The sequence below is a fragment of the Paenibacillus sp. BK033 genome, assembly GCF_004345425.1.
Classification (GTDB): domain Bacteria; phylum Bacillota; class Bacilli; order Paenibacillales; family Paenibacillaceae; genus Pristimantibacillus.
Genome location: NZ_SLVP01000002.1, coordinates 74,275 through 98,675 on the forward strand (window position 1 = coordinate 74,275; position 24,401 = coordinate 98,675).

Sequence of the window (24,401 nt, forward strand, 5' to 3'; positions counted from 1 at the left end):
CCCTACCCCTTATTCACAGCTTCGTCGATTGCCGCTTTGATACTCGCGTAATCAAGGTTGCCGGCATATTGGACGCCGTTAATAAAGAGCGTTGGCGTACCCGTTACATTAAGCGGGCCTACTTTTGCATTGTCCTTGTTCACTTCGCTTTGATACGTTTTGTCGTCGATGTCCTTCTTCAGCTTGTCGAAATCAAGCGTAAGCTTCGCATCCTTCGCGAGCTGGACAAGGTAGTCCGAGGTTGCCCATTTGGTCTTCTCGTCCTTCTGATTATCATAGATCGTTTTGTAATACGTCCAGAACGCTTCGTCGCCCGCTTGCTGCTGCACAGCCTCGGCAGCCAATGCCGCAGTCGTTGAGTCAGGACCGATAAAGGTATAGTTCGCGAAATACAAAGCTGCTTTACCCGTATCGATAAAGTCCTTCTCCAGCTGCGGTTCTACGTTTTGCGCGAAATACTGGCAAATCGGGCATTTGTAATCGCCGAACTCAACAATTTTGACAGGAGCTTCCGCATTACCTTTAACCGGCATACCGGTATAATCGATATCGTATACCTTGTTTGCCAGATCGGCCTGCTGCTTCGATTGATGGTTAATACCTAAAATGATAACTACGATTACGGCTACGATCGCCAGCGTCAATACAATTAGCGACTTGTTCGATTGCTTCTTTACCGGCTGCTTGTAAGTGCCTTGCCTCGGCCGCTGCTGCTTGGCCTTTGCTTTTGCTTGAGTGCCCAAACTTGTCCATTCCTCCCCGGCATTCGAATAATATCCTTGGCATATCCAGCGCCAGGCACAATTTCCGGTGCCCTGGCGCTGTTGATATGCCCGTACTTGTGACCAGTGTAGTTACAACGGGCTTTAATGTCAATAACTAGCTGTGACATGACGAAATACTGTCATATTTGAACGCTATTCTTCATTGATTAATGTCGTTAATGATTCACGATGGAGCAGCTTCAGCTTATGAAGCGCACGCGTGCAGCCTACATAAAGAAGCTTGGCGTCATCTTCCGTATATATATCCGCCCCGGCGTCTGCAATCAGCACCGCGTCGAACTCCAGCCCCTTCGACAGGTAGACGGGAACGACCGATAGCCCGCCTCCATACTCCGGCTGCTTGCTCTGTACAAGCGATGCTTCAAGCCCTTCCCGAACCAGATAATCATGCAGCTCGGCGCATTGCTCCGCGGTACGGCCGATAACCGAAATCGTCTGGAATTGGCCGGAAGCCTGCCATTCACGGATCGACTGCGCAATCTGTTTGTGCCATGCCGCTTGGTCCACCTGCACAACCTCAACCGGATCGCCGCTCCGGAACACCGGTACGGCCGGCTTAACGCCGCCGCCCATCGCGCCTAGGATCCGGTTCGCGAATTCGATGATTTCCATGGTCGAACGATAGCTGCGGTTCAGCTCGAAGAAGCCGGTCTGCTCGTCGTTAAAGAGCTGGATCAGCTCCGTCCAGCTGTTAATTCCCGCATAAGCATGAATGCCTTGCTGAAGGTCGCCAAGAACCGTCATGGACGGCGTTCGTTGGCAAAGCTTCAGAGCTTCCAGCTGGAATGGCGAGTAATCCTGCGCTTCGTCGATAACGATATGATCGTAAGCCGGGATCTTTAATCCGTACAGCCGCAAATGAATGTAAACAAGAGGCGCCAAATCCTCCGCTTCAACCAGGCCATCCTTCAATGCAGCGGCGGTAGCTGCCGCGATATTTTTCGGGATGACGGGGACGGCTTGCTTGCCCTGGAATAAAGCAGAATAGAGCTGAGGTGCCGTGTAGGAAGGGATCTTTTTCGCAAAAGCAGAAAGCTTGGCCTGCGCTTTGGCGCGCAGCTTCTTATCCACGATCCTGCGAAGCTTAAGCTCCGATTCGTACCAGCGGCGGATGCGGTTTACGAGCCGTTCGCGCTTTTGCATCAAAGTCTCGTCACCGTAATCCGTCTCGTACCATTCTTTCATCTGATCGGGCGTAAGCAGCAGACCCGGCAGCGGTTCAAACGGGATAACCGGAACGATCCGCTGCGCCAGCTCTTCAATACGGGAATCGATTGCTTCCTTGAACGCGAGCGAGCCTTTAATCCGGCCCGGCGCATTAGCCATCTCTGCCGCCGAACGATGCTGCTCGAACCAGTATGCCAAGGCATCCGACGCGCTTCTCAGCTTCACCTCGTGCCCTAACAGCTCAAGCGACCAGTCCGCAAACGTCGTCTGCAAAATATCGCCGACGCCAAGCTCGGGCAGAACGCCCGAAATGTAATCCAGGAACATCCGGTTGGGAGCGAAAATGATCATCCGTTCCGCTTTCACACGGTCCGCGTATTGATAGAGAAGGAAAGCAAGCCTGTGAAGGGCCACCGTCGTCTTGCCACTGCCCGCTACTCCTTGAATGAACAGCGCTTTACTCCGTTCGGAACGGATAATCCGGTCCTGTTCATGCTGGATCGTCGATACGATATCCCGCAATTTATTGTCTTTGTTCTCGCCTAAGCGGTATAAGAGGAATTCGTCCGTAACGGACTCTTCTTCTTTCCCGCGCACGTAACTGTCCACCATGCGGACAAGCTCACCCTGCCGCACCATAAAATTTCGTTTCAGATGCACATAGCCTTCGATATCGCCTTCAGGCGCCGTATATGTAGCCGCATCCTCGCCGCCCGTAAAAGAATAGAACAAGCTGGCTACCGGCGCGCGCCAATCGATAACAAGCAGCTCGTTGCTGCCTTGCTTCGCCACGCCTGCCTTCCCGATATACAGCGGCTTCTTCTCGCCATCCGGCAGCTCTTCGAAATCGATCCGTCCGAAGTAAGGCTCGCGGAAGGCAACCTCCAGACGCTGTTTGCGCTCCTCGCGCTGCAGATCGAGCATCTGCTCCGTAAAATCATCGCCCGTATAACGGGGACCTATGCCTGCCAGCTGACTCTTGATATCGTCCAGCGACCGAGCCAGCCTCTCTTGCTCTTCTTGATAGGCACTTTGAACCGTGGTCATGTCAGTTACCTCCTAAAAAGAATGACTGCACAGTAGACTTCAGTCAACTGCTGTGCTTCTTAACCCGTAAGCATAGACTAGAGTAATATAGTGGTTTGCCAAAAACGGATAACCAATATACCACAGGACAATTGCCTTAAGCAATGTAATTGAAATTCATCCCGATCAGACCCGACAAATAATAAATCACGACAAGATTAAGGAGGAACAGTAAAGGGATTCCAACCCGGAACGAGGTATGCTTCGTCTTGTGCCGCCATACCTGCATGCCGATCCAGGCGCCTAACGCTCCGCCGATTGCGCTCACTCCAAACAGTCGTTTTTCAGGAATGCGCCGCTTCTTGTGTCTAGCGTAGCTTTTGTCCATTCCCATCATCGCGAACGCGATCATATTAATGACAAGCAAATAAATAATCAACAGTTCCATACTCGCATCCCCTTCTTGTTGCCGATTACGTGCGCGGTCTCACCCGGTTCGTCGGCTGCGCCGCGTACGGATCATCCGGCCAATAATGCTTCGGATACCGTCCCTTCAGGTCTTTCTTGACTTCGAAATAGGCCTCGTTCCAGAAGCTTCTTAGATCTCTGGTCACCTGCACCGGCCTTTGGGAGGGCGATAAAAGATGAAGCGTCAATGGCAGCTTTCCGCCCGCGAGGCGCGGCGTCTCCCGCAGCCCGAACAGCTCTTGGAGCCTAACGGCAATAAACGGCGCTTCCGGATCGCTGTAATCTATCGGAATACGCGAACCGCTGGGCACCGTCATATGCGTAGGCACCTGTTCGTCAAGCTCCTGCCGCTGTCCCCATGACAGCATTCCTTCCAGCAGCTGCACCATGTTAAGCCGCTGCAAATCCGACTTGCTCTTCATGCCGTACAGATGCGGCAGCAGCCAATCGCGAACCGTGGCACGCAGTGCCTCCTCGGACACATCCGGCCAACCGCTGTTATGATGCGCCATAAGCCGCATCCTTGCCTGCAGCTGCCAAGCAGCCTTCGACATCGGGAGCAGTCCAAGACCAGCGCCAGCAATACCGTCGGCAAGCGCTGCCGCAATCTGCTCCGGCGATGGCTGCTGAATAGGCGCTTCCTTTAATATAATCGCGCCTAACCGGACGCGTCTTCGCGCGCGCACGGCTTGCGCTCCTGAGTCCCACTCTACGCTGTCTTCCGCTTGGAACTGCTCGCCGGCCGCTTGCTCCAGCATATCCAATTCAAGCTCTGCTGCCAGGCGTATGCGGCTTTCGCTGCCCGCATCGTCAAGCTCTGCCGCAGCCAAAAAGGCCGACCGCGACAATGGCTGAAGCTCCGGCAGCACGGCGCCCCGGCCATTCGCCAGCAAATAACGGCCATCCGGCCGTTTCTGGGCGATCCGGTCCGGGTAAGCCAAAGCGATCAACAGACCCGCATAGGAAGTTCCCTTCCAATCCCGTTTGCCTTTATGATCATGTTCCTTATCCGCCACCATCTGCTGCCATTGCTTTGCTTGCGCCTTAATCCGCTGCACGGCACCTCGGTCAGCCATCGGTCTGCCGCCTGCTCCATGCAAGGCGTCAAGCCGTAACGCTACATCGACATTCCGCTCTTGAGGCAACAAATCGCGCTCGCTTAGCAAACCGGCCAGCTCGCATGCTTCCTTTAATAAATTCAACTCCGCGGCCTTAAGAAGCATAAACCCCAGCCTTGGGTGAAGGCCAAGCTTGGCCATTCGCGTTCCCCGGCTCGTTATGCGGCCATCCGCATCAATAGCCTGGAGCAGCTTCAAGAGCTCAAGCGCCTGACGGTAGGCCGCCTGCGGAGGGGCATCCAGCCACATCAGCTCGCCGGGTTCGGCGGCCCCCCATACAGACAACTCTAACGCAAGCGGCGCCAAATCCGCTTCCAGCAGCTCAGGTGTATTATGCTGCGGTAAATAGGCATGCTCCTGCTCCGTCCAGAGCCGGTAGCAGACGCCAGGCGCAAGCCGTCCCGCCCGGCCTCGGCGTTGGTCGGCCGAGGCTTGCGAGACAGGCACCGTTTCCAGACGTGTCATACCGGTGCGGGGAGAAAACCTCGGAACCCTCATCAGACCGCAGTCCACAACGATACGAATTCCTTCGACGGTTAAGCTGGATTCCGCGATGGAGGTCGATAATACAACCTTGCGCTCCCCCGGTTTGCAGGGAGCAACAGCCGCATCCTGCGCCTCCAGCGGAAGGTTGCCGTGAAGTTCGGCGATTCGGACGGATGAAGCATGGCCGGATTGCGCAAGAAGGCCTGCGGTCCGCCTGATCTCTCCAACGCCGGGCAGGAAGACGAGGACGTCCCCTTCATCATTTCGGATAGCATCCGCAATAGCAGAGGCAACATGCGGTTCTATCCTGCCCTCAACTTTTGCGCTCCGGTAGACCGTCTCCACAGGAAAGGCGCGTCCGCGGCTTTGGATCACAGGTGCTCCGCCAAGAAGCTTTGCGACAGGCTCCGCATCCAGCGTAGCCGACATGACGATTAGGCGAAGATTTTCCCGCAGCAGCGATTGGGATTGCAGCGCTAACGCCAGTCCAAGATCACCGTGCAGATGGCGTTCATGGAATTCGTCGAACAGAACCGCCCCAACCTCTTCAAGCGCCTGATCCTCTTGAAGCATGCGAGTCAGAACGCCCTCGGTAACCACTTCAATTCTCGTTTTGGCGCTTACTTTCGTATCCAGTCTTACCCGGTAGCCGACAGTCTCTCCGACTTGCTCCCCCAATGAGGAAGCCATATATTTGGCAGCGGATCGCGCGGCGAGCCGGCGCGGCTCCAGCATGACGATTTTTCGCCCGTCCAGCCATGTCTCATGAAGGAGAGCCAGTGGTACGCGGGTCGTTTTGCCGGCTCCGGGCTCCGCGACAAGCACCGCGCTTGTTCCGTCCCTCAAGGCCTGCAGCAGCTCCGGCAATACGGCATCAATAGGCAGTTGCTTCATAGGTTATACATTCCTTCTCATTCATTTAACCTCGTTAAATATCTATTGTTTAATGCCATTAAAAATATAATTAATACCGTGAATTATTTGACTATCCTCATCATTTGAACAACCGGCCGGTTATCTCCGGTCAGTATTTTTTCCGCTGACCGCAGCTGGGACGAGCCGTCCCCGTCTAGAAAGATTCCATCCTCCAGCATGCCTCCGCCTACCTTTTCTACTATCGCATCGCGAAAAGCCTGCAGCGACCCTTGGGAACTGCTAACAACCAAATAGAGCATACCCTCACGGTCATAGACAGCCGCCGAACGCAAACGAGCATCGTCAGGGTAAGGCGCTTGCTCCGTCTCGATCTGCTCAAGCCAGCTCCGATCCCGTCCGAGACTCATGCTGATGCCGCCCTGCGCCCAAAACCTGGTGTGGTCCATTACCTTCAAATCGGCTGCTTCGCGCACTACCTGCACGCTCAGCTTGTCCGAAGCTCCATCCCAAACCAAGGTTCCGCGGGCATATTTGACATTTTCCGCACCCGATCCGTAATCGTCCAGCGACCCATTGACCGGCATTCCGTCTACCACGGCGATGCTCAGCAGGGAGTTCTCAAAGAAGAATCCGCCATTAACCCCGTAATAAGGCGTTAAAGAGACGTTGGTTTGAACGGATGCTAACGTAACATTCGACGGTCTTGTCTCCAGCACGTGAAGCTTCATCCCGTTTGTCGCTTCAAGCTCCTCATACCGATAAGCAGACGGGGCATTTGCATCCCGCTTCGGCCCTTCGCTTTTCACCTGCATGGCATAGATCATCACGGCAAACAGCAGTCCCAACACAAGAAAGATGCCCGCCATTATGCCGGCAATTTGCAGCTTTCTCTTCTTATCAAGAACCGTAACAGATGGATTTTCCATGAAAAACCCCAATTCTATAGAATCGATCTTCTTGTTCTTCTAATCAAACCAGCCTTTTCTGCGGAACCAGATGTACATGGCAACGCCAAGCATGACCATAAAGCCGATTAGGCCAAAATATCCCCAATGCCAGCTAAGCTCCGGCATATTCTCGAAGTTCATCCCGTATATTCCGGCCAGAAACGTCAGAGGCATAAAAATCGTTGTAATTACCGTTAACGTCTTCATAATCGAATTCATCCGATTCGAATTGTAGGACATAAAGCTGTCGCGCAAATCCGCGGTCATCTCTCGCGAGGCGTCGGTCATCTCCGACAGCTTAAGCAGATGATCGTAGACATCGTGATAGAACGCCAGATACCCCTTTAATCCTTCAATCCGTTCCGTATTCAGCGTGCGGTAGAGCAAATCACGCATAGGCAATATCGTCTTGCGGAGGCGAAGCAGCCGCGAGCGAATGTTGAAGATTTCGTCCATCGTCATTTGATTGGTGCTCTCGCTTCCGCTGCCGATCTCCATATCCAACACCTGCTCCTCCAGCTCCTGAACGGCAGGGAAATACTGATCGACCAGCTGGTCGATCACCATGTAAGCCGCAAACAGAAAGCCGTCGTTCCCAAGCTTGGAGGCAGATTGAATTTTGGCCCATGCTTCGTTTATTTCTTCCGAGTTTTTAACGTGATAGGTCACGATAAACCGGGGGCCGATAAATAAGTTGACCTCCTCCACGTCCAGGCTGCGCGGGTTAACCGAATGCAGGACGAAGAAATGCGTATCGTCATAGTGGTCCAGCTTGGGACGCTGCAGCAAATGACAGCAGTCCTCAATGGCAAGCGGGTGAAAATGAAAGTATGTATCGAGGAGCTTTGTCTCCGAGGCCTCCGGCTCGCTGAAATCGACCCAATACCAGTCAAGATCAAGCTTTTTGAGATCCTCCAACGGGATGTTGTTCACCCAAGTTTTTTCTTTCGTATACCCTTTTATCCGAATCATAGCCGAATCCTCCAACGTGATAACCGATTCTCTTATTCTAACGTGTTACAGCCAATCTGTAAAAAAGTTGCGCCGTTCAAAATAGTCATGCTATCATCGGTGTCAATAAAGGAGAGTCGATCGATATGTCGAATATACGCGGACGTTTCGCTCCTACTCCGTCCGGTCTGATGCATGTAGGCAATGCCTGGGCGGCGCTGCTCGCCTGGCTGCAGGTCCGCAGCCGAAACGGTCAATTCGTGCTGCGGCTGGAAGACATCGACGGGCCGAGATGCCGCCCCGAGCTGGCTCTACAGGCGTTAATCGATCTTCGTTGGCTTGGTCTTGATTGGGATGAAGGCCCCGATGTCGGCGGACCTTATTCCCCGTACACGCAAAGCGAGCGGATTTCCTTCTACGAGGAGGCAATGGACAAACTGCTTGCAAGCGGCAGGCTTTATCCCTGCTTCTGCAGTCGTGCGGAGCTGCTTGCGGTCGCGAGCGCTCCGCACGGGTTATCCTCGGAAGGTCCGGCTTATGCCGGAACATGCCGGCATCTGACGCATGAGCAGCGGCGGGAACGGGGAGAAGTCAAGACACCTTCCCTGCGTTTTAAAGTGGACGAGGAACGGGCGATAACTTACGAAGACGGGATTGCAGGGACTTTACGCTTCCCGCCCGGGATCGGAGGCGATTTTGTGGTCCGCCGCGCGGACGGCATTATCAGTTACCAGCTGGCCGTCGTCATTGATGACGCTGCCATGCGTATGACCGATGTCCTCCGCGGAGCGGATCTTATGGATTCCACCCCGCGCCAGCTGCTCCTGTACGAAGCGCTTGACCTTCCCGCTCCCCGGTTCGCCCATGTGCCGCTGCTAATGGGAGAAGACGGTAAACGGCTGGCCAAACGGCATGGCGATACTTCGATTGCCGGTCTAAAGGCGGCAGGCGTTGGACCTGAGCGCATTATAGGCTGGCTTGCCTTTCTGGCCGGGCAAACGGACAGATTCGAGCCGGTTGCCGCAGCCGAGCTTATCCGGCACTTCGATCTGAACCGGGTTCCCAAGGGACCGATTACGATCCGCGAAGCCTTAATGAAGCAGCTGTTCAACGAATGAAGCGGCCAACAAGAGAGCCGGTTCCCGTTCTTTTTCGTCTGATGCGAAAGGCGGAAGCCCGCTCTTTTGTCGTTTCATGCGGTTAAGGAGGAAGACGCGTAATGAAAAAAGAGCCGGTTCCCGCCCTTCACGCATGACGTGACTGGCGGAATCAGCTCTCGTGTTGTGTCCGGCAGGCTTCATGCACCGTCTCGTACACAAGGCGGCCTATCGCATTGCCTATGGTTGTGGCCGCTCCCGCATAAGCATGAACGGCATGGCAGGCAGGATTGCCGCTAACCCCAACCACCACGGCATCCGTCGTTGTACCGGTCGCAATCCGGTTCGTCTCCGGATCCATGAGCTGCAGATCGGCAAGAGCTGCAGCTTTCGCTTCGGCGTAAGTAATGATCGCGTTTGTCATGGCGGAATCGGTCATCCGACCATCCACAAGCAGCACCGTATTAATGGTACCCGCCGAATACGCGGAGAACGTCTCCCGAGGCAAGCCGGCTCTGGCTGCGTTCCGGGTACCGGCCGTCGTCAAGCAGAGCAGCTTGAAGCGATCGCCTTCGAATTCGGCTACGGATGCATGCGTCAGCTTTGCCGCGGTCAGAAGGCCAATCGTACGGTCCGGCTCATAGCCCCACTGCTTCAATTGAGCAGCAGCATCACGGGCAGGATCGGTACCGCTATAATGCAGAGGTACCTTCCAGTTAACGATAACATCCGCCTCGGCCAAGCCTCCGGTATGAATCGCGTTACTTAACGTCCTTAACTTCCCGGGACAGCGCATTTCCAATCGCTCGTCCCGATACGTGATGCTTAGCCCATTCCACAATTCCGAACAGTAATGCCGACCTTGCCTGAATGGCTGGCTCATCGGGCGGCCGCCTCCCGGAACTTGGACAAAGAGCGCTCGAGCGCCTCAAGCAGCCATTCGTTCTGATGGCGGAGCTTTACCGCGAAGCGGCAATAGGATTCATCCAGACCGATAAAATGCGAGGCATCCCGGATGAGAATTCCCATTCGTCCCATTTCATGCTGCAGACCCGCGGCCGTTAATCCCGGAATATCGGGCAGCCGAACAAGCAAGTAATTCACCTTCCCGGGGATAACCCGGAAACCAAGGGCTTCAAGCCTGCCGATCAGCCATGGCCGCTCCTCCTGCAGCCAATTCATCGTTCGCGCTGCGTATTCCGCCTCATCCAGCACCGCTTCTCCAATCTGCTGAGCCAAGGAATTCACGCTCCAGGGCACTTGAAGCCTGCGAAGTTCGGCGATTTTATGAGGGGATCCAACCATATAGCCTAGTCGAATGCCCGGTACGGCATAAAATTTGGTCATCGACCGGATGACGAACAACCGTTCATGCGACGCCGCTTCCCTCAGAAGCGTATATTTCTCTTCCTCCGGCACAAAGTCCATAAACGCTTCGTCAACCACAACCGTCGCGCCGCCGTATACCAGCTTCATGATCAGCTTAGGATCCACCAGTTGGCCGGTTGGATTGTTAGGCGATCCAAGCATATAAAAGGTTGCTTCCATATCCTCGACCATCGGTGGAGTCAATGTAAAATCATTGCCCGCGGATAACATGACCGGCGATATCGATCCGGCGGTCTTCATCACGGCGTCACCGTATTCCGTAAAGCAAGGATAAGCTAATGCCGTTACGGCCGGACGAAGGGCCCTCACGACCAAGTCGATCAGCTCGGCGGCGCCGTTTCCGATCAGAATGGACTGCTCGTCTACGCGGTGAAGCTTCGCCAGCTTGGTCCGAAGTTCGCGAACGGCCGGATCCGGATAACGGTCAATCTGCTCCGCGTAACGCACCAAGGCGCGTTTCACACCTTCCGGCGGGCCCAAAGGATTCATATTCGAGCTGAAATCAATAAATTGCCGGGCCGGGAAGCCGAAGGTTTCTTCCGCCGTCCGTAAATCTCCCCCATGTCCGTAGCGTTCAAGCATGGATATTCCCCTCTTCCCATCGCTAAATGACGTGAATGGCCAATACGCTTGCAAATAATAATACGGCTTCAACGGCTTCATTAAGCGCACCGTAGGTATCCCCCGTCAAACCGCCAAGCTTGCGGCTAAGCCATACGGCGAATAACGTTCCGGTAAGTATCGTTAATAAAATGCAGCCGGCAAGCAGCAGAAATGTTTCCTGCCAAGGCAATCCGCTTAGAATTAAGCTGAGCGCCGTTAAGACGACAGCTGCAATAAAGCCTGCGGCAACCTGCCGTCCCGAAGCCAAATGGAATAAAGCCCCGATTCCTTCGCCCTGCCGGGCATTCGGCCAGCCCGCGATGGCGGCTCCCATCCACCATCTGCTCCAGACCGGAATGATCGCTAGAAGGGATAATGCGCGGCTGCTATCCTGCTGGCCAAACCATTCCGCCAGCAAGGAAAATTTAAAGAGAAGAAGCAGCACTGCCGCAATGACGCCCATAGCCCCTACGCGGCTGTCCTTCATAATCTCCAGCATCCGCTCCCGGGACCTGTGGCTGAGCACGCCGTCTGCCGTATCCATCCATCCGTCGAGGTGCAAGCCTCCGCTTAGCGCCGTCCAAATAGCCAGCAGCAATACGGCAGCCGGCATAGCGGGCGTGAACTGCTCCAGCAAAGCAAACCCTCCTGCCAATATCGCTCCAAGAAGAAAGCCAGCCGCAGGGAAATAAATAACCGTCCTTGCCAGAGTCACCGGTTCAAACGGAACCGTTACCGGTACGGGAATCCGCGTAAGAAACTGCAGGGCCGCAGCGGCAGCCAACGCATGGCGTTTTAACGAAGCAATAACCATAACCCCAACACTCCAGCCATCATAAGAATACTAACGGTATACAAAAGCCGGACGGAGCGGACGATATCGAAAGGCTCCATGGCTCTAATCGGCCATCCCATCCTGGCCCGCTCGCTTGGCTGTCCGAAATAATAATTAAGTCCGCCAAGCTCAATGCCAAGAGCTCCGGCCACGGCGGATTCCGGAATACCGCTGTTGGGACTCGGATGATAACGGGCGAACCGGCGAACCGAAGCCCAGGAACGGGCAGCCGACATTCCCCCGTTCAGAAACGCGGCTAGCGTAAGCAGCAGTCCGGTAAGGCGTGCCGGAATATAATTGAGCGCATCATCCGTTCGGGCGGAACACCACCCGAAGTTTACATAATTATCATTACGGTAACCAACCATGGAATCCAGCGTATTTGTTGCCCTATAGAGCATGGCAAGCGGCGCACCGCCGAGGATGGCGAACAGAATAGGCGATACAAACGCATCCACCGTATTTTCCGCTACCGTCTCCACAGCTGCCCGGGAAGCTTCGGGAGGCGTCAGGTTCGCGGTATCGCGCCCAACAATGTATCCGACGAATTTGCGCGCATCCTCCAAATTGCCGGCAGCAAGCGGTCGATAGACAAGCATTGCCGCATCCTTCAATCCCTTTACCGCAATCGTAGTGGAGATGAACCAGGCGCTTACCGCATAACCAAGCCACGGATGGATCCAGGCTGCCGCGGCCGTCACTGCCCACATGATGCCGAAGGATGCGGACAAGGTAACGATCGTCAAAATAATGCCGGTTCCCTTAACCCGCGCGGCGTCCCGACCTTCTTCCTTCCCGCGAAGACGCTTCTCGAGTACGCGAATAAGCCGACCGATCCAGATAACGGGATGGGTCGGCCACTTCGGATCGCCGATAATCCAGTCTATAACGATCGCAGCCGCCGCAAGCAGCAGCGTTTCCTGCAAAGAATAAAAAATCATAAGCTCTCCCACCGAAATGCCAAGGCTTTCAATTCGACCGGAATTCCCGCCGTCACGAGAAAAACTTTTTCCGACAGCGCAGCCATCCGTTGATTCAGCCGTCCGGCTTCATCGCGGAATCTTCTTCCCAGCGGATAAGCCGGTACAATTCCGTCTCCTACCTCATTGGTCACGAGGATAAGCGGATAATGATATTCCTGAACGGCAGCGGCCAGTTCATGAAGCTTTTCACTCAGCCAATCCCGGCTGCTCTCCGCCGAATCGGATCTTTCCCGTTCCTCCGCTTCCATTAGCACATTCGTCAGCCATAACGTCAAACAATCAATCAAAACCACCGGAGGCTTACCTTCCATTAACTCCAGCTCATAGGCTTCCTTCGCCAGTTGCCTCAGCCTGGCCGGAAGCTCCATCGGCTCCTCAATGGTTGTCCAACGAAAGATGTCCTGTTCCCGATTCTGTTGGTGCAAAGCGATCCGTTCCGCCATCTCCCCATCCCAAATCCGGCTGGTTGCGAGATACACCCCTTGTTCCCCAAGCCGGGCCGCAAGCTTCTCGGCGAAGGAGCTTTTGCCGCTTCTCGCTCCGCCGGTTACCAACATTGCCATCCTCGCCCACCTACTCCCTGGAAACTCCGGCGCTTGAGAAGGTCGCCATTTCCTGCATCAGCTTTAAGGCGGCGTCAACGAAATGGAAGCATAGTACGGCGCCAGTCCCCTCTCCAAGCCGCATGTCAAGCTGAATCATCGGAGACAGCCCCATCGTCTCCAGCACAACCGCATGCCCTTGCTCCTGGGATAAATGGGAGGCGAACAAATAAGGCTTCGCCTGTTCCGCCAGCCGTACGGCAGCAAGCGCGGCAACCGAGGAAATATAACCGTCAACGACAACCGGACAGCCGTTGGCCGCCGCTCCGATGATAAATCCGGCCAATCCCGCAATCTCAGCACCGCCAACCTTGGCGAGAACGTCAAGCGGGTCAGAAGCGTCAGGCTTATTAACGGCTATAGCGCGTTTCACGACTTCGATTTTATGCCGCCAGCTTTCATCGTTAATGCCTGTTCCACGGCCAACGGACAATTCGGGCGATAATCCCGTCCATACGGTTGTCAGAGCCGCGCTTGGGGTCGTATTGCCAATGCCCATCTCTCCCGTTGCGAACAGCCGGTAACCTTTCCCCGCTAATTCCTCCGCTACCTGTACGCCGGCCATAACGGCTTGAAGCGCTTCTTCCCAGCTCATCGCAGGCTGCTTTGCCATATTGGCCGTCCCGCGAACCACCTTGCGGCTGATCAGTCCCGGATGCTCGAGCTCGGCATTAACGCCAATATCCACGCAATAGACATCGGCTCCCGCCTGCCGCGCCAGTACGTTAACCGCAGCGCCGCCGTTTAAGAAATTAAGAACCATTTGCGGCGTCACTTCCTGCGGATAAGCGCTGACTCCTTCCTCGCACACGCCGTGGTCTCCAGCCATGACGACTACCGCTTTGCGGGACAAATCCGGCCATAGGCCTCCTGAAATCCCGGCTAAGCGAAAAGCGATCTCTTCAAGCTTCCCGAGACTGCTGGTTGGCTTTGTCAGCTGATCGGAATGCGCCTTGGCTTCAAGGACAGCTTGCTCCTGGATAGGCCTGATTCGTTCGATAACCCGTTTCAGCTTGGCCGCTAGTTCATTTGCCATAACGTTTTCTCCTCTCCATCTATAACTCTAGGTCACTTTAATTAATAGGTCAGCTTCCTGCAACTTCGGCTGCAGCAAAATTTGCGGCGTACCGGTTAACGGATGCTTCACGATCGATGCTTCCGTCTGATAAACCTCCCGGATCAGATCCGCGCTGAGCACCTCCGAAGGAGCTCCCAATGCCGCAATCCCGCCTTTATGCAAGACGAGTATCCGGTCGCAGTACAGAGAAGCCAGATTCAGATCATGCAGAACCGCCACAACGGTCAAGCTGCGTTCCTTCTGCCACTGCCGCACGGTATCCAGCAGCTGCACTTGATAACCGATATCCAGATAAGTCGTTGGCTCATCCAGCAAAATAACCTCCGGCTCCTGCACGATTACCTTCGCCAGAGCGACCCTTTGACGCTCCCCGCCGCTAAGCTGATCAAGCGATCGGCTCGACAACGCTGTAAGACCCATAGTCTCAAGGGCAAAATCAATCAAAGCCGAATGATCCTCCCGCTCGTCGCCGAACCAATTCTGATAAGGAAACCGTCCCATCTCAACGACTTGGCGGACGGTAAAGCCCGCAGGCGGGAGCCCGCCTTGCTGCAACACTGCCAGACGTCTTGCAAGCGCTTTGCGGGAATAATTCGACAGGTTGACGCCGGCTAAGCTGACCTCGCCTTGAGTGGGCTTCGACACACCGGACAACAGCTGCAGGAGCGTTGACTTTCCTACCCCGTTTGGCCCGATGATGCCGTGAATCCGGCCCGGCTCCAGCTCGAACGAGAGGTTCTCCAGCACGGAACGGCCGTTCACTTTCTTGCTCGCTTGTTGAACCGAGATCATTAGAAGCCCTCCTGTCCTTTTTTGCGCCGGTACAGCAGATACGCGAAGAACGGCGCGCCTAGCAAAGCGGTTACGACGCCTAGCGGAATTTCCTTGGGTGCAAGGGCAACTCTCGCAAGGGTGTCGGACCATAACACGAATATTCCACCGCCTATGGCCGAGAGAGGAATAAGAAGCCGGTAATCGGGCCCTACCATTAACCGGATGAGATGCGGCACTACCAAGCCCACGAAGCCGATAACGCCGCTGACCGATACCGCCGCCGCTGTAAGCAGCGTCGAGCCGATCAGGACGATCAGTTTTGTCCGCTCAACCCGGATTCCCAGATGCGCCGCATGCCGCTCGCCAAGCACAAACAGGTTCAGCGCTTGTCCGTAAGCAATCAGAAGCGGCAGCCCGATCGCAAGACATGGAAGCACGATATAAACGTCCGCCCAGTTTTTCATCGCCAGCGATCCCATAAGCCAGAACAAAATCTGATTAATGACATCGTCGGACATCGATACCATAAACGATACGAACGCGCCTAAGAAGGATTGAATGATGACGCCAGAGAGGATCAACGTCTCAATCTGCATGACGCCTCTGCTGCGCGCCAGGAAGAAAACGCCAAGCAGCGTAACCGTTCCCGTGATAAAAGCGACAACCGGAATGGTCCACTCGCCCAGCACCGCCTGATAACCGAACAAAATAAGAAAAGCCGCCCCTACCGAGCTGCCTGATGATACCCCTAACGTATAAGGATCGGCAAGCGGATTGCGGAGCACGCCTTGAAAGCCGGCCCCGGCAAGCCCAAGACAGGCGCCAACAAGCACGCCCAGCAGCACGCGGGACAGCCGAACCTGCGTCACAATCGCAATCTCTCCGGCACTCCAGCGACTGCCTGCGTCATCCGTCCAAGGAAGCTGATGCCAGAGAATTCCCCATACGTCGGAAAACGGCAGCATGGAGGATCCAATCGACAAACTTAGAACGATAGAAACAGCAAGAAGGAGCAAAGCTGCTCCTCCATAGACCGCTAGTTTTCTTTTCATCTTACTTCACAAGATCCGGGTGAAGAGCTTTGGCAATCTGCAGCAGAGCATCCGCAAGACGCGGACCTACGCGCGAAGTCTCGTCATTGCCAACCTCGAACATCTGCTTGTTCTTCACCGCATCAATCGCATCCCAGCCCGGACGGCTGTTAATGCCGGTCACGATTGGATTCGGATCCTCTCCCAGATCAGGATAAAGGATAATTTCAGGGTTTTGCTTCACGACTTCTTCCGCGCTAACCTCGTACCAGCCTGCTTGCGAAGCGCCTACATTCGTACCGCCCGCAATCGTCAGCAATTCATCCAGGAACGTGCCGGAACCAACCGTCCAGCCTGGCGAGAATTCCAGGTAAACCAGCTTCTTCGGAGCATCCTTCACGGCATCCGTCACCTGCTGCTTCACATCGCGCATATGCGACGCAACCTGAGCCGCTTCCTTGTTCTTATTCATAATTTTACCGATTGTCTCGATTTTGGCAATTGTTTCATCATAAGTTTTGGGATCCGTCGCAAGAACCGCAATGTTCAGCTTGCGAAGCTGCTCGACAGCGTCGGCGTTCATCGAAGAAGAAGCCACAACGAGATCGGGATTCAGTGCCGCGACTGCTTCGATGTTGGTTGTCATGTCGCCTACTTTAGGCTTGGAGGCCGCTTCTTCCGGATAATTGCTGTAGCTGTCAACGCCGGCTACTTCTTCGCCCGCGCCAACCGCATAAACAACCTCCGTCTCGCTTGGCGCAAGCGATACGACCTTCGTTGGAGCTTTCTCAAACGTCAATTCCGTTCCCGTAGCATCCGTAACTTTAAATGGATATACCGTCTCTGCGGCCGCTGCCGGACTTTCGGCAGGCTGCTCGCTTTGAACCGGCGACGCCGATGCGTTTGCATTCCCCTTATTGGCGTTCGTGTTCGCGTTATTAGCGCCGCATGCCGCCATAAAGACCATAATTGCGGCGATCAACGCCGCCAGCATTACTTTCGACAATCTTTTGTTTCTCTCAACCATTCTTTCCAAGCACCCCTTCAATGATCTTGAATCGAAAACAAAAAAAGGCATTCCCGGCAAAGGTGCCGGAAATGCCGGAAGTCCTCTTTGCATGCGCGCAAAGAAAGACGGGTTCCTTCATTCCAACACTTCCCTAATTCCGCGTAGGTACAGCGTTATGCGAACAGGCAGGTCTCCTGACTTGAAGCACTAGGGCCAGCGTCTTCCCGAATTTTTCATTCAGTGACGTAAGCTGGCACACGGGTCTTTCAGCAATTGCTTAGACCGCTTCTTACAGTGGCGGGTCCGTGCCGGATTTGAACCGGACTTCCCTATTAAGCTTGCAACAGCCTTGCGGCTGATGCAGCACCTGTTCCATGATTTATTCGTTTTCGACCAACGTAACTATACCACCCATATTCTAGAATTGTCCAGCGGCTCTTCTTAATCTGGCCCCAAGCCGGATGGCGTTGCCCACCACCGATACCGAGCTGAAGGCCATTGCGGTACCGGCCATCCATGGCTGAAGCATGCCGCATGCGGCGAACGGAATGATAAGCGCGTTATAGATAAAAGCGAACGTCAGATTCTGGCGGACGTTGCGTACCGTTAGACGGCTGACCAGCAAAGCCTCCGGAATAGCGGTCATTCGAGGCTGGAGCAGCGTAATATGGCCGGCGGTTAATGCCGCGTCCGTACCGTCTCCCATTGCGAATCCTACATCCGCCGCGGCTAGTGCCGGGGCATCATTCCAGCCGTCACCGGCCATGCCGACCTTGTAATCCTGCTCCTTCAAACGGTCAACCAGCTCCAATTTATCTTCGGGCAGCATATTGGCATAAACCTTCGAAGGATCGATCCCCGCCGTATGGGCTGCGCTTAGAGCCGGAGCGGGATGATCTCCCGTTGCCAGAACCACGGTTACTCCGGCTTTACGGAGCTGCTTTACGGCCGGTTTGGCGAAAGCCTTTACGGCGTCGATAAAGGAAATGGCTCCAATTACCCGGTTATTATCCGCTACGTACAGCACCGTTTCCCCTAGCTTCTGTCGTTCTTCCGCGAATCTTTGCACAGTCGGACTGCCGAAGCCCCAATTTTTGAGTGCCGCAAACCCGGCATTGCCGATTCCGATTCTCCTCTGCTCTACGACTGCTTCTACCCCTTTGCCCGTCGTATAAGAAAAGCCGGTCGCCGCAGGAGGAACCAGTCCGGTCTGCACGGCCTCCACCCGGATGGCGACGGCAAGCGGATGAGTCGATTGGGCTTCGACGGCGGCCGCCAGCCTCAAGAGCCCCTGCCTGCTTCCTTGCGTGACATGCATGCTTCCGATCTTCGGCTTACCTTCCGTTAACGTTCCCGTTTTATCGAGCACGAGCATATTAAGCTGCGCCAGCCGTTCAAGGGCTCCCGCTTCCTTCACCACAATCCCTCTTTTGGCCAGCCGGCCCGAGGCTACGACCAGAGAAATCGGAGTTGCGAGTCCGAGAGCGCAAGGACAAGCCGCCAGCACAACCGCAACCGCACAGCGGAAGGCCGTCGTCCAATTGCCCGGATCCACAGCCGCAACCCAAATAACGAAAGTGCCTAACGAAAGAAGAAGCATCGCCGGAACAAACCAGGCTGAAACCGTGTCGACCTGTCTCTGAATTAACGACTTCGACCGCTGTGCCTGCCTGACCAGATCAACAATCCGGCTCAGCATGGTGGCATGCCCCGCAGCGGTTGTTCGGATGCGCAGGCTGCCGCTTTCATTCCGCGTTCCCGCCCATACCTGGTCGCCGGGGCGCTTGGCTAGCGGAACGCTCTCGCCCGTCAGCAAGGATTCATTGACTTCCGATTCCCCGTTCGCAATGACGCCGTCAACAGGAATAATTTGTCCGGAGGGCACAAGCACGTAATCGTTCTGACGGACAAACTCCGTCTTGATCTCCATTTCAACGCCGGCCCGCTCCACCTTCACAACCGTGTTCTGCAGCTTCCTGTATCCCGAGGCATCCTGCTGCGCGCGCGAGGTAACCGATGCTTCAATAAATTTGCCTAGCAGCACGGCCGTTATGACCACGGCGGACGTCTCGAAATACAAAGGGACCTCATGGGCATACAAAGCGGTTCGATCTGCGTTAAATACGAGAAAATGACTGTACAAATAAGCGGCCGAGGTACCGGTTGCCACCAGTACATCCATATTTGTCGCCCGCGACCGGATGGCGTGATAGGCCCCGATATAGAACGGCAGACCTATGCCGAATTGGATAATGGTCGCCAGGACGAGCTGAAGCCACGGATTGGTCATAAGCTCGGGCAGCTCGATCCGCGCAAAAGGAGCCAGATGCTGCACCATCGCCGAGAGCAGAGGCGCCGTAAGAATCAAGGAAATAATCAGCCTGAGCCTCAGCCGGCTTCGTTCCTTCTCGAAGCCCTCCTTGGCGTTTTCTGGCAGATCGGCTTTAAAGCCCAGCTTGCCAATCTGCTCCATAATGGCTGACGGTTCAATGATTCCCGGCTTATATTGCACCCAGGCCGTGCGCGCCGAATAGCTGACCGCTACGGCTTCAACGCCTGGCATTTTTCCGACATTCTTCTCTATTCTGGCCGCGCAAGCGGTGCAGCTCATCCCTTGCACGGATAAATCGATCGTAATCCCCTTCTCGTCCATACAGCCTCACCCGCCTTCCGCTTGTCCATTCTCCCGCCGCAATCGAACAAGCTCCTGCGTTAATCTATATGACTCGAATGGGGGTTGTAGAATTAAAAAAGCGTGCTTGCGAAAGGCCAATTGCCGCCCTGACAAGCACGCTTTGTTTTATTTGCCGTATTCGACTTCGCCGTTCCAGGCCAGCATGCCGCCGGTCATGTTGGTTACGTTGTAGCCTTGGGCATGAAGGAAATCGCAGGCTCTTCCGCTGCGTCCGCCGCTTCGGCAAACCATGATCAGGGCCTGATCCTTCGGCAGCTCTTCGTAACGTTCGCCGAATTGCGAGAGCGGAACGTTGACCGCTTCCGCGATATGTCCCGCTTCCCACTCGTCATCTTCACGCACGTCAATCAGATTCAGCTTCTCGCCGTTTTTCAGGCGCTCTTCTACTTCGGCTGGCGTAATTTCGGGATACACTTCATTCCACTCCTTCGTATTTCTTCAGAATCTTTGTTTCATATTGCTGAAAAACCGGCGATTGCCGAAGTCCGCGTGCTTCCATGAGCATTTTGAACCTCAGTTCTTTCTCCGTCAGCTTCTTTTGGAGAACGTCTTTTTCATCCGGATTCCGGCATAGGCGAATCATATCGCGGAGGCTGACGATTTCCTTCCTCACAACCATCTCTTCCGGAATCATTCCGGCGTTGCTCAGAAGCTTGTAGGCAACCCGGAGCTCCTCTGGCACATGGGAGTTATCCTCCAGCTCGAGCGGCTTGCCTTTCCCGCTCAGGTTGTCAAACTCGCCTTTCTCCATCGATTCCTTGATCCGCTGCTCCACTAGCGAGGACATAAAATCCATGCTTGCTCCGCCTCCTGTCATGGCCCGTTATCCATCGCTTTCTTTAAGCATTGTAACGAAAAAGAAGCCTCCCGGCAATGAGAAGCTTCTTATTCAGCCTTCAATTTAGATGCGCACGGCCGTGCCGCTGACAGCCACCATCAGCATACCGTCGCGCACAACCTCATAGTCGATATCGATGCCGACAATCGCGTTTGCTCCCATGCGGAAAGCCTGGTTTTTCATTTCCTCAAACGCAACATCCCTTGCTTCCTTCAGCTTGCTTTCGTAAGCACCGGAACGTCCGCCTACAATATCCGTGATCGATGCGAAAAAGTCGCGGACAACGTTGGCGCCCATAATCGCTTCGCCGGTCACAATGCCCGTATATTCGATAATCGGATGTCCTTCAATCGCTGCAGTTGTTGTTACTAACATAAAATATGACCCCTCCCGATAATAATAAAGCCGATGATATGAAGGAATACGTTGCCGACTCCAAAACGTTTCATTTAGTACTAAGAAAAATCAGCAGCTGCTAACGACTGAGCCTAAGAATACGATTAGCGGGCTTCCGCTCCTCAACCCCTCAGCTCCTCGATCCGAATATCTCTAACTTGACCGGAGTCGGTTGCTACAATGACATGGACGCGCACGCCAAATTCGGATCCGCCGCCCCTAAGCCATAGCTTAAACCGTTCCTCCGCCCTCGATCCGCTCGCCGAAAAATGTCCCTCGTACTTGTAATCGATAATATCCGCATCCGGATATTTATTTGCCGTCTCCTGCATCGCGATCCTGCCGTATTTGGCATATGAAGGCTCCGCATGCGCGGCTGAAGGCACCGCAAACGCAAATACGGCGACAATCAGCATATAGATCAAAGGTCTGCATTTTTGGATTGACATAAGGCCACCTCGCTAACCACATTTTTGGGTACTCCCTTTATTGTGGCTGTTGAGGGAAGCGGGCATACATGCTATTCCGTTTCAACCGGCTCAAGCATAGGGGCATACAACATGACCGCTTCATTGCCGGCAACGAATTCTTCGTCCAGCAGCTCTCCTTCATCGAGCGCGTATGTCCTGCGGTAGATCGAGTTGCTTCTGACGTAACCGCCACACGGCTTCAGCTCGATCCGATGATCCTTTTCCACGACTTCGTACCGGCAGTTCACCGGCAGGGATGATCGCCATTCGCCAACCAGCTTACCTTCCGTAAGGCCCACAATCAGCTGAAAAGGCTGCTTCGTCGGGTTATGGATCCGTAGATCCAAATCATTGTACGCGCAGGTCGCACCGCTCCCGAACGGCTGCGTCCGCCCGGCGTCCGGGAAGACATCATAGCCGTGCCGATGCCGTTCCGTCACCTGGAGCGGAGTATGCAGCGTCATCCAATAGATGAGATTGGACATTTGGCATAATCCGCCGCCTACTCCCGGCTTATATCCGTCGTAAAACAAAATCATGCCGTCCACATAACCCTTCCTTCTTGTCGGTTTGCCTATGGTCCGCCAAAAGGAGAAGGTTTCGCCCGGCATCAATACAATGCCGTTCAATCTCTCTGCCGCCAGCCGCAAATTGATTACCTTATTGATCTGCAGCCGCATGTCCGCATTTCGGAGCTGCCTCATGAGAGGAGTCGCATGGGTAAAAACCACATACGGCAAAGACAGCTCCTTACGGATCCGGGCCGGCTTGCTTGCGCTAAACAGCCATTTTATCCGCCTTTTATTCGTAAACCACCATTTACCGGCCTGCAGGCGCAGGAACGAACGTTTGACCGGCCTATGCTGCATCAGGTTATCCAACTTCCCTTTTCTCTCCTTTACAGAAGTCCAAATTTGTTCAGCGGCCATATCCGGCACACGGCCTTTCCTTCAATGCTGGAGAAGGCAATCGGCCCGATTGTCCGGCTGTCCACGCTATGCTCGCGGTTGTCGCCAAGAACGAAAAGCTCCTTCGGGGCAATCGTATAGGGCAATAGCATCCTGCCCGGCATCGTACTCCCTACCGAATAGGACTCCGATAACGGCTGTCCGTTCAAGACAACCAATCCGTCCCGGACGTCAATGATATCGCCAGGCACGCCTATTACTCTTTTGACTAAACGCAAGGGGCTTTCCGGTCCATGGATGATGACGATATCTCCGCGTTCCGGGGGGGTGAAACGGTAAGACCATTTGTCTTCGATCAGGCGCTGGCCTTCCGCAAGCGTTTTTTGCATCGAAATGTTATGTACCTTCGCCTGCGCGTAAACATAGTTTTGGAACAGCAATGCGATCATGATTGCGGCCGCAATCGAAAACAGCCACTCTCTCAGCTCGCGCGGTACGTTGCTCTTCCCGGTTAGTCGATCATCCATTCCCTTGCACCCCTTGAAGAAACAGGATTTCAACATCGCCATCGCCTCTAACGATTTTGCCCGGACTAAAGTTACCCGCGGACTAAAAATACCGTGACAGGTGCGTGGCATGTCTTATAAAGTAGATTTATATGAGGGAGGTAACCAGAATGGAACCATCAACACGATCGCAGCGACTACTTTTTATGACGGTAACGTTAATGTTCTGGATTGCGATGTATACATACGTGCCGACGTTGTCGCCTTACTTAAGCTCGAGAGGGCTTTCGCTTGATTTAATCGGAATTGTGCTTGGCAGTTATGGCTTCGTTCAGCTGTTAATCCGTTTTCCGCTCGGGATGCTGTCGGACCGTTACGGAAAAAGAAAGCCTTTTATCCTGCTCGGCATGCTGGCCGCCGGTGTCAGCTGTCTTCTGTTTATCATACCGGGTAGCTGGCTATGGCCGCTTGCGGGCCGCGCGATGGCGGGATTATGCGCATCGACCTGGGTCGCGTTTACGGTAATGTACGCGAATTATTTTGCGGCTGAAGACGCCACGAAGGCGATGGGAAACATAAGCGTGATGACCGTATCGGGCCAAATGATCGGGATGCTGTTAAGCGGCTGGATGTCCGAAGGATTTGGAGCGGATGCTCCTTTTGTGCTTGGGGCGATAATTGGAGGAATTGGCCTTTTGCTGGCGCTCGTCATTCACGAGCCGGCCAAACCGCTTCATGAGCGGAGCGGAATATCGTTCTCTAAGATTCAAAGCGTAATCCGGACAAAGCTGCTGCTGCGGGTCGCCCTGCTCTCTTTGCTCGCGCATTGCGTGCTATTCATTACGATGTTCGGATTTACGCCGTTAAAAGCGGAGGACATGGGCGGCAGCGGACTCGAGCTTACGCTTCTCGTATTCGCTTTTATGGCGCCGCACGCCCTCGCTTCCATGTTTACGGCCAGGTGGTTCGCGCCGCGCTTCGGGAATTGGACGACGGTCGGCACCGGCTTTATTCTAAGCGCCATCTGCACCGGCTCGATCTGCTATGCGCATTCCATCTGGGTTCTTATGATTACGCAGATGGTTAACGGATTTGCGCAAGGCTTGCATATCCCTCTGCTGCTTGGGCTTGCGATCCGCGACGTGGACCCTCCCGGCCGGGCTACCGCCATGGGACTGTACCAGGCGGTCTACGCGGCGGGCATGTTCGCGGGTCCATTCCTTGCGGGCTGGCTGAACGAAGGCTGGGGGTTAAACAGCGGATTCGCGCTGGGCGGGATGTTTGGTCTCATCGCAGCCGTGCTATGTCTCGTCTATTACCGGTCGGACAGGAATTTAATTAAGTCCATTAATAATTAATGCCA

Annotated in this window: 24 protein-coding genes and 1 riboswitch; of the genes, 2 read left to right on the forward strand and 22 right to left on the reverse strand. The window is 54.5% G+C overall.

The window, feature by feature from the left end:
* Positions 1–2: 2 nt before the first annotated feature.
* From EV294_RS07505 to corA, 6 genes are all read right to left on the reverse strand, one after another.
* Positions 3–743 carry a DsbA family protein gene (locus EV294_RS07505; RefSeq protein ID WP_243711595.1) on the reverse strand — a complete coding sequence of 247 codons (741 nt, stop codon included), beginning with the start codon at positions 741–743 and terminating at the stop codon, positions 3–5.
* 174 nt (positions 744–917) lie between these two features.
* Positions 918–2,999: a HelD family protein gene (locus tag EV294_RS07510; RefSeq protein WP_132305458.1), complete on the reverse strand. Its 2,082-nt coding sequence runs from the start codon at positions 2,997–2,999 to the stop codon at positions 918–920.
* A 136-nt stretch (positions 3,000–3,135) separates the two neighbouring features.
* Positions 3,136–3,426 carry a DUF1294 domain-containing protein gene (locus EV294_RS07515; RefSeq protein ID WP_132305460.1) on the reverse strand — a complete coding sequence of 97 codons (291 nt, stop codon included), beginning with the start codon at positions 3,424–3,426 and terminating at the stop codon, positions 3,136–3,138.
* Positions 3,427–3,451: 25 nt separating this feature from the next.
* Positions 3,452–5,944 (reverse strand): ATP-dependent helicase HrpB, encoded by a 2,493-nt coding sequence (hrpB, locus tag EV294_RS07520; protein ID WP_132305462.1) that lies wholly within the window; start codon positions 5,942–5,944, stop codon positions 3,452–3,454.
* An 83-nt stretch (positions 5,945–6,027) separates the two neighbouring features.
* Positions 6,028–6,852, reverse strand: a complete 825-nt coding sequence (locus EV294_RS07525) for a hypothetical protein (RefSeq protein WP_132305464.1) — start codon at positions 6,850–6,852, stop codon at positions 6,028–6,030.
* Between the two features lie 39 nt (positions 6,853–6,891).
* Entirely contained in the window at positions 6,892–7,845 is a 954-nt protein-coding gene (gene corA, locus EV294_RS07530; RefSeq protein WP_132305466.1) for a magnesium/cobalt transporter CorA, read from the reverse strand.
* 125 nt (positions 7,846–7,970) lie between these two features.
* Here corA and gluQRS point away from each other — a divergent pair, with 125 nt between their 5' ends.
* Complete coding sequence (gene gluQRS, locus EV294_RS07535) at positions 7,971–8,942, forward strand: tRNA glutamyl-Q(34) synthetase GluQRS (RefSeq protein ID WP_207918116.1); 972 nt, start codon at positions 7,971–7,973, stop codon at positions 8,940–8,942.
* A 151-nt stretch (positions 8,943–9,093) separates the two neighbouring features.
* Here the strand turns inward: gluQRS and EV294_RS07540 are convergent, their stop codons facing one another.
* From EV294_RS07540 to lepB, 16 genes are all read right to left on the reverse strand, one after another.
* Positions 9,094–9,804 carry an adenosylcobinamide amidohydrolase gene (locus tag EV294_RS07540; protein WP_132305470.1) on the reverse strand — a complete coding sequence of 237 codons (711 nt, stop codon included), beginning with the start codon at positions 9,802–9,804 and terminating at the stop codon, positions 9,094–9,096.
* On the reverse strand, positions 9,801–10,892 hold the full coding sequence (gene cobD / locus EV294_RS07545) for a threonine-phosphate decarboxylase CobD (protein WP_132305472.1): 1,092 nt from the start codon (positions 10,890–10,892) through the stop codon (positions 9,801–9,803). Before cobD ends, EV294_RS07540 begins: the two co-directional genes overlap by 4 nt.
* 22 nt (positions 10,893–10,914) lie before the next feature.
* Positions 10,915–11,727 (reverse strand): adenosylcobinamide-GDP ribazoletransferase, encoded by an 813-nt coding sequence (cobS, locus tag EV294_RS07550; protein WP_132305474.1) that lies wholly within the window; start codon positions 11,725–11,727, stop codon positions 10,915–10,917.
* On the reverse strand, positions 11,709–12,689 hold the full coding sequence (gene cbiB, locus EV294_RS07555) for an adenosylcobinamide-phosphate synthase CbiB (RefSeq protein ID WP_132305476.1): 981 nt from the start codon (positions 12,687–12,689) through the stop codon (positions 11,709–11,711). Before cbiB ends, cobS begins: the two co-directional genes overlap by 19 nt.
* Positions 12,686–13,294 carry a bifunctional adenosylcobinamide kinase/adenosylcobinamide-phosphate guanylyltransferase gene (gene cobU / locus EV294_RS07560; RefSeq protein WP_132305478.1) on the reverse strand — a complete coding sequence of 203 codons (609 nt, stop codon included), beginning with the start codon at positions 13,292–13,294 and terminating at the stop codon, positions 12,686–12,688. The genes cbiB and cobU overlap by 4 nt, the downstream gene beginning before the upstream one ends.
* A 10-nt stretch (positions 13,295–13,304) precedes the next feature.
* Entirely contained in the window at positions 13,305–14,369 is a 1,065-nt protein-coding gene (gene cobT / locus EV294_RS07565; protein WP_132305480.1) for a nicotinate-nucleotide--dimethylbenzimidazole phosphoribosyltransferase, read from the reverse strand.
* A 27-nt stretch (positions 14,370–14,396) separates the two neighbouring features.
* Positions 14,397–15,203 (reverse strand): heme ABC transporter ATP-binding protein, encoded by an 807-nt coding sequence (locus EV294_RS07570; protein ID WP_132305482.1) that lies wholly within the window; start codon positions 15,201–15,203, stop codon positions 14,397–14,399.
* Positions 15,203–16,237 carry a FecCD family ABC transporter permease gene (locus tag EV294_RS07575; protein WP_132305484.1) on the reverse strand — a complete coding sequence of 345 codons (1,035 nt, stop codon included), beginning with the start codon at positions 16,235–16,237 and terminating at the stop codon, positions 15,203–15,205. Before EV294_RS07575 ends, EV294_RS07570 begins: the two co-directional genes overlap by 1 nt.
* Position 16,238: 1 nt before the next feature.
* On the reverse strand, positions 16,239–17,243 hold the full coding sequence (locus EV294_RS07580; protein WP_243711596.1) for an ABC transporter substrate-binding protein: 1,005 nt from the start codon (positions 17,241–17,243) through the stop codon (positions 16,239–16,241).
* 149 nt (positions 17,244–17,392) lie between these two features.
* Positions 17,393–17,611, reverse strand: a riboswitch (cobalamin riboswitch).
* 32 nt (positions 17,612–17,643) lie between these two features.
* Complete coding sequence (locus EV294_RS07585; RefSeq protein ID WP_132305488.1) at positions 17,644–19,878, reverse strand: heavy metal translocating P-type ATPase; 2,235 nt, start codon at positions 19,876–19,878, stop codon at positions 17,644–17,646.
* 147 nt (positions 19,879–20,025) lie between these two features.
* The gene (locus tag EV294_RS07590; protein ID WP_132305490.1) at positions 20,026–20,334 is read right to left on the reverse strand and encodes a rhodanese-like domain-containing protein; all 309 of its coding nucleotides are present in this window, start codon (positions 20,332–20,334) and stop codon (positions 20,026–20,028) included.
* A gap of 1 nt (position 20,335) precedes the next feature.
* Complete coding sequence (locus EV294_RS07595) at positions 20,336–20,716, reverse strand: DnaJ family domain-containing protein (RefSeq protein WP_132305492.1); 381 nt, start codon at positions 20,714–20,716, stop codon at positions 20,336–20,338.
* A 105-nt stretch (positions 20,717–20,821) separates the two neighbouring features.
* On the reverse strand, positions 20,822–21,133 hold the full coding sequence (locus tag EV294_RS07600; RefSeq protein WP_132305494.1) for a YbjQ family protein: 312 nt from the start codon (positions 21,131–21,133) through the stop codon (positions 20,822–20,824).
* 143 nt (positions 21,134–21,276) lie between these two features.
* On the reverse strand, positions 21,277–21,603 hold the full coding sequence (locus EV294_RS07605) for a YqzG/YhdC family protein (protein ID WP_132305496.1): 327 nt from the start codon (positions 21,601–21,603) through the stop codon (positions 21,277–21,279).
* Positions 21,604–21,674: 71 nt separating this feature from the next.
* Positions 21,675–22,505 carry a VanW family protein gene (locus EV294_RS07610; RefSeq protein WP_132305498.1) on the reverse strand — a complete coding sequence of 277 codons (831 nt, stop codon included), beginning with the start codon at positions 22,503–22,505 and terminating at the stop codon, positions 21,675–21,677.
* Between the two features lie 17 nt (positions 22,506–22,522).
* Positions 22,523–23,059, reverse strand: a complete 537-nt coding sequence (gene lepB, locus EV294_RS07615; RefSeq protein ID WP_243711597.1) for a signal peptidase I — start codon at positions 23,057–23,059, stop codon at positions 22,523–22,525.
* Between the two features lie 149 nt (positions 23,060–23,208).
* Here lepB and EV294_RS07620 point away from each other — a divergent pair, with 149 nt between their 5' ends.
* Entirely contained in the window at positions 23,209–24,396 is a 1,188-nt protein-coding gene (locus tag EV294_RS07620) for an MFS transporter (protein ID WP_132305502.1), read from the forward strand.
* Positions 24,397–24,401 lie beyond the last annotated feature (5 nt).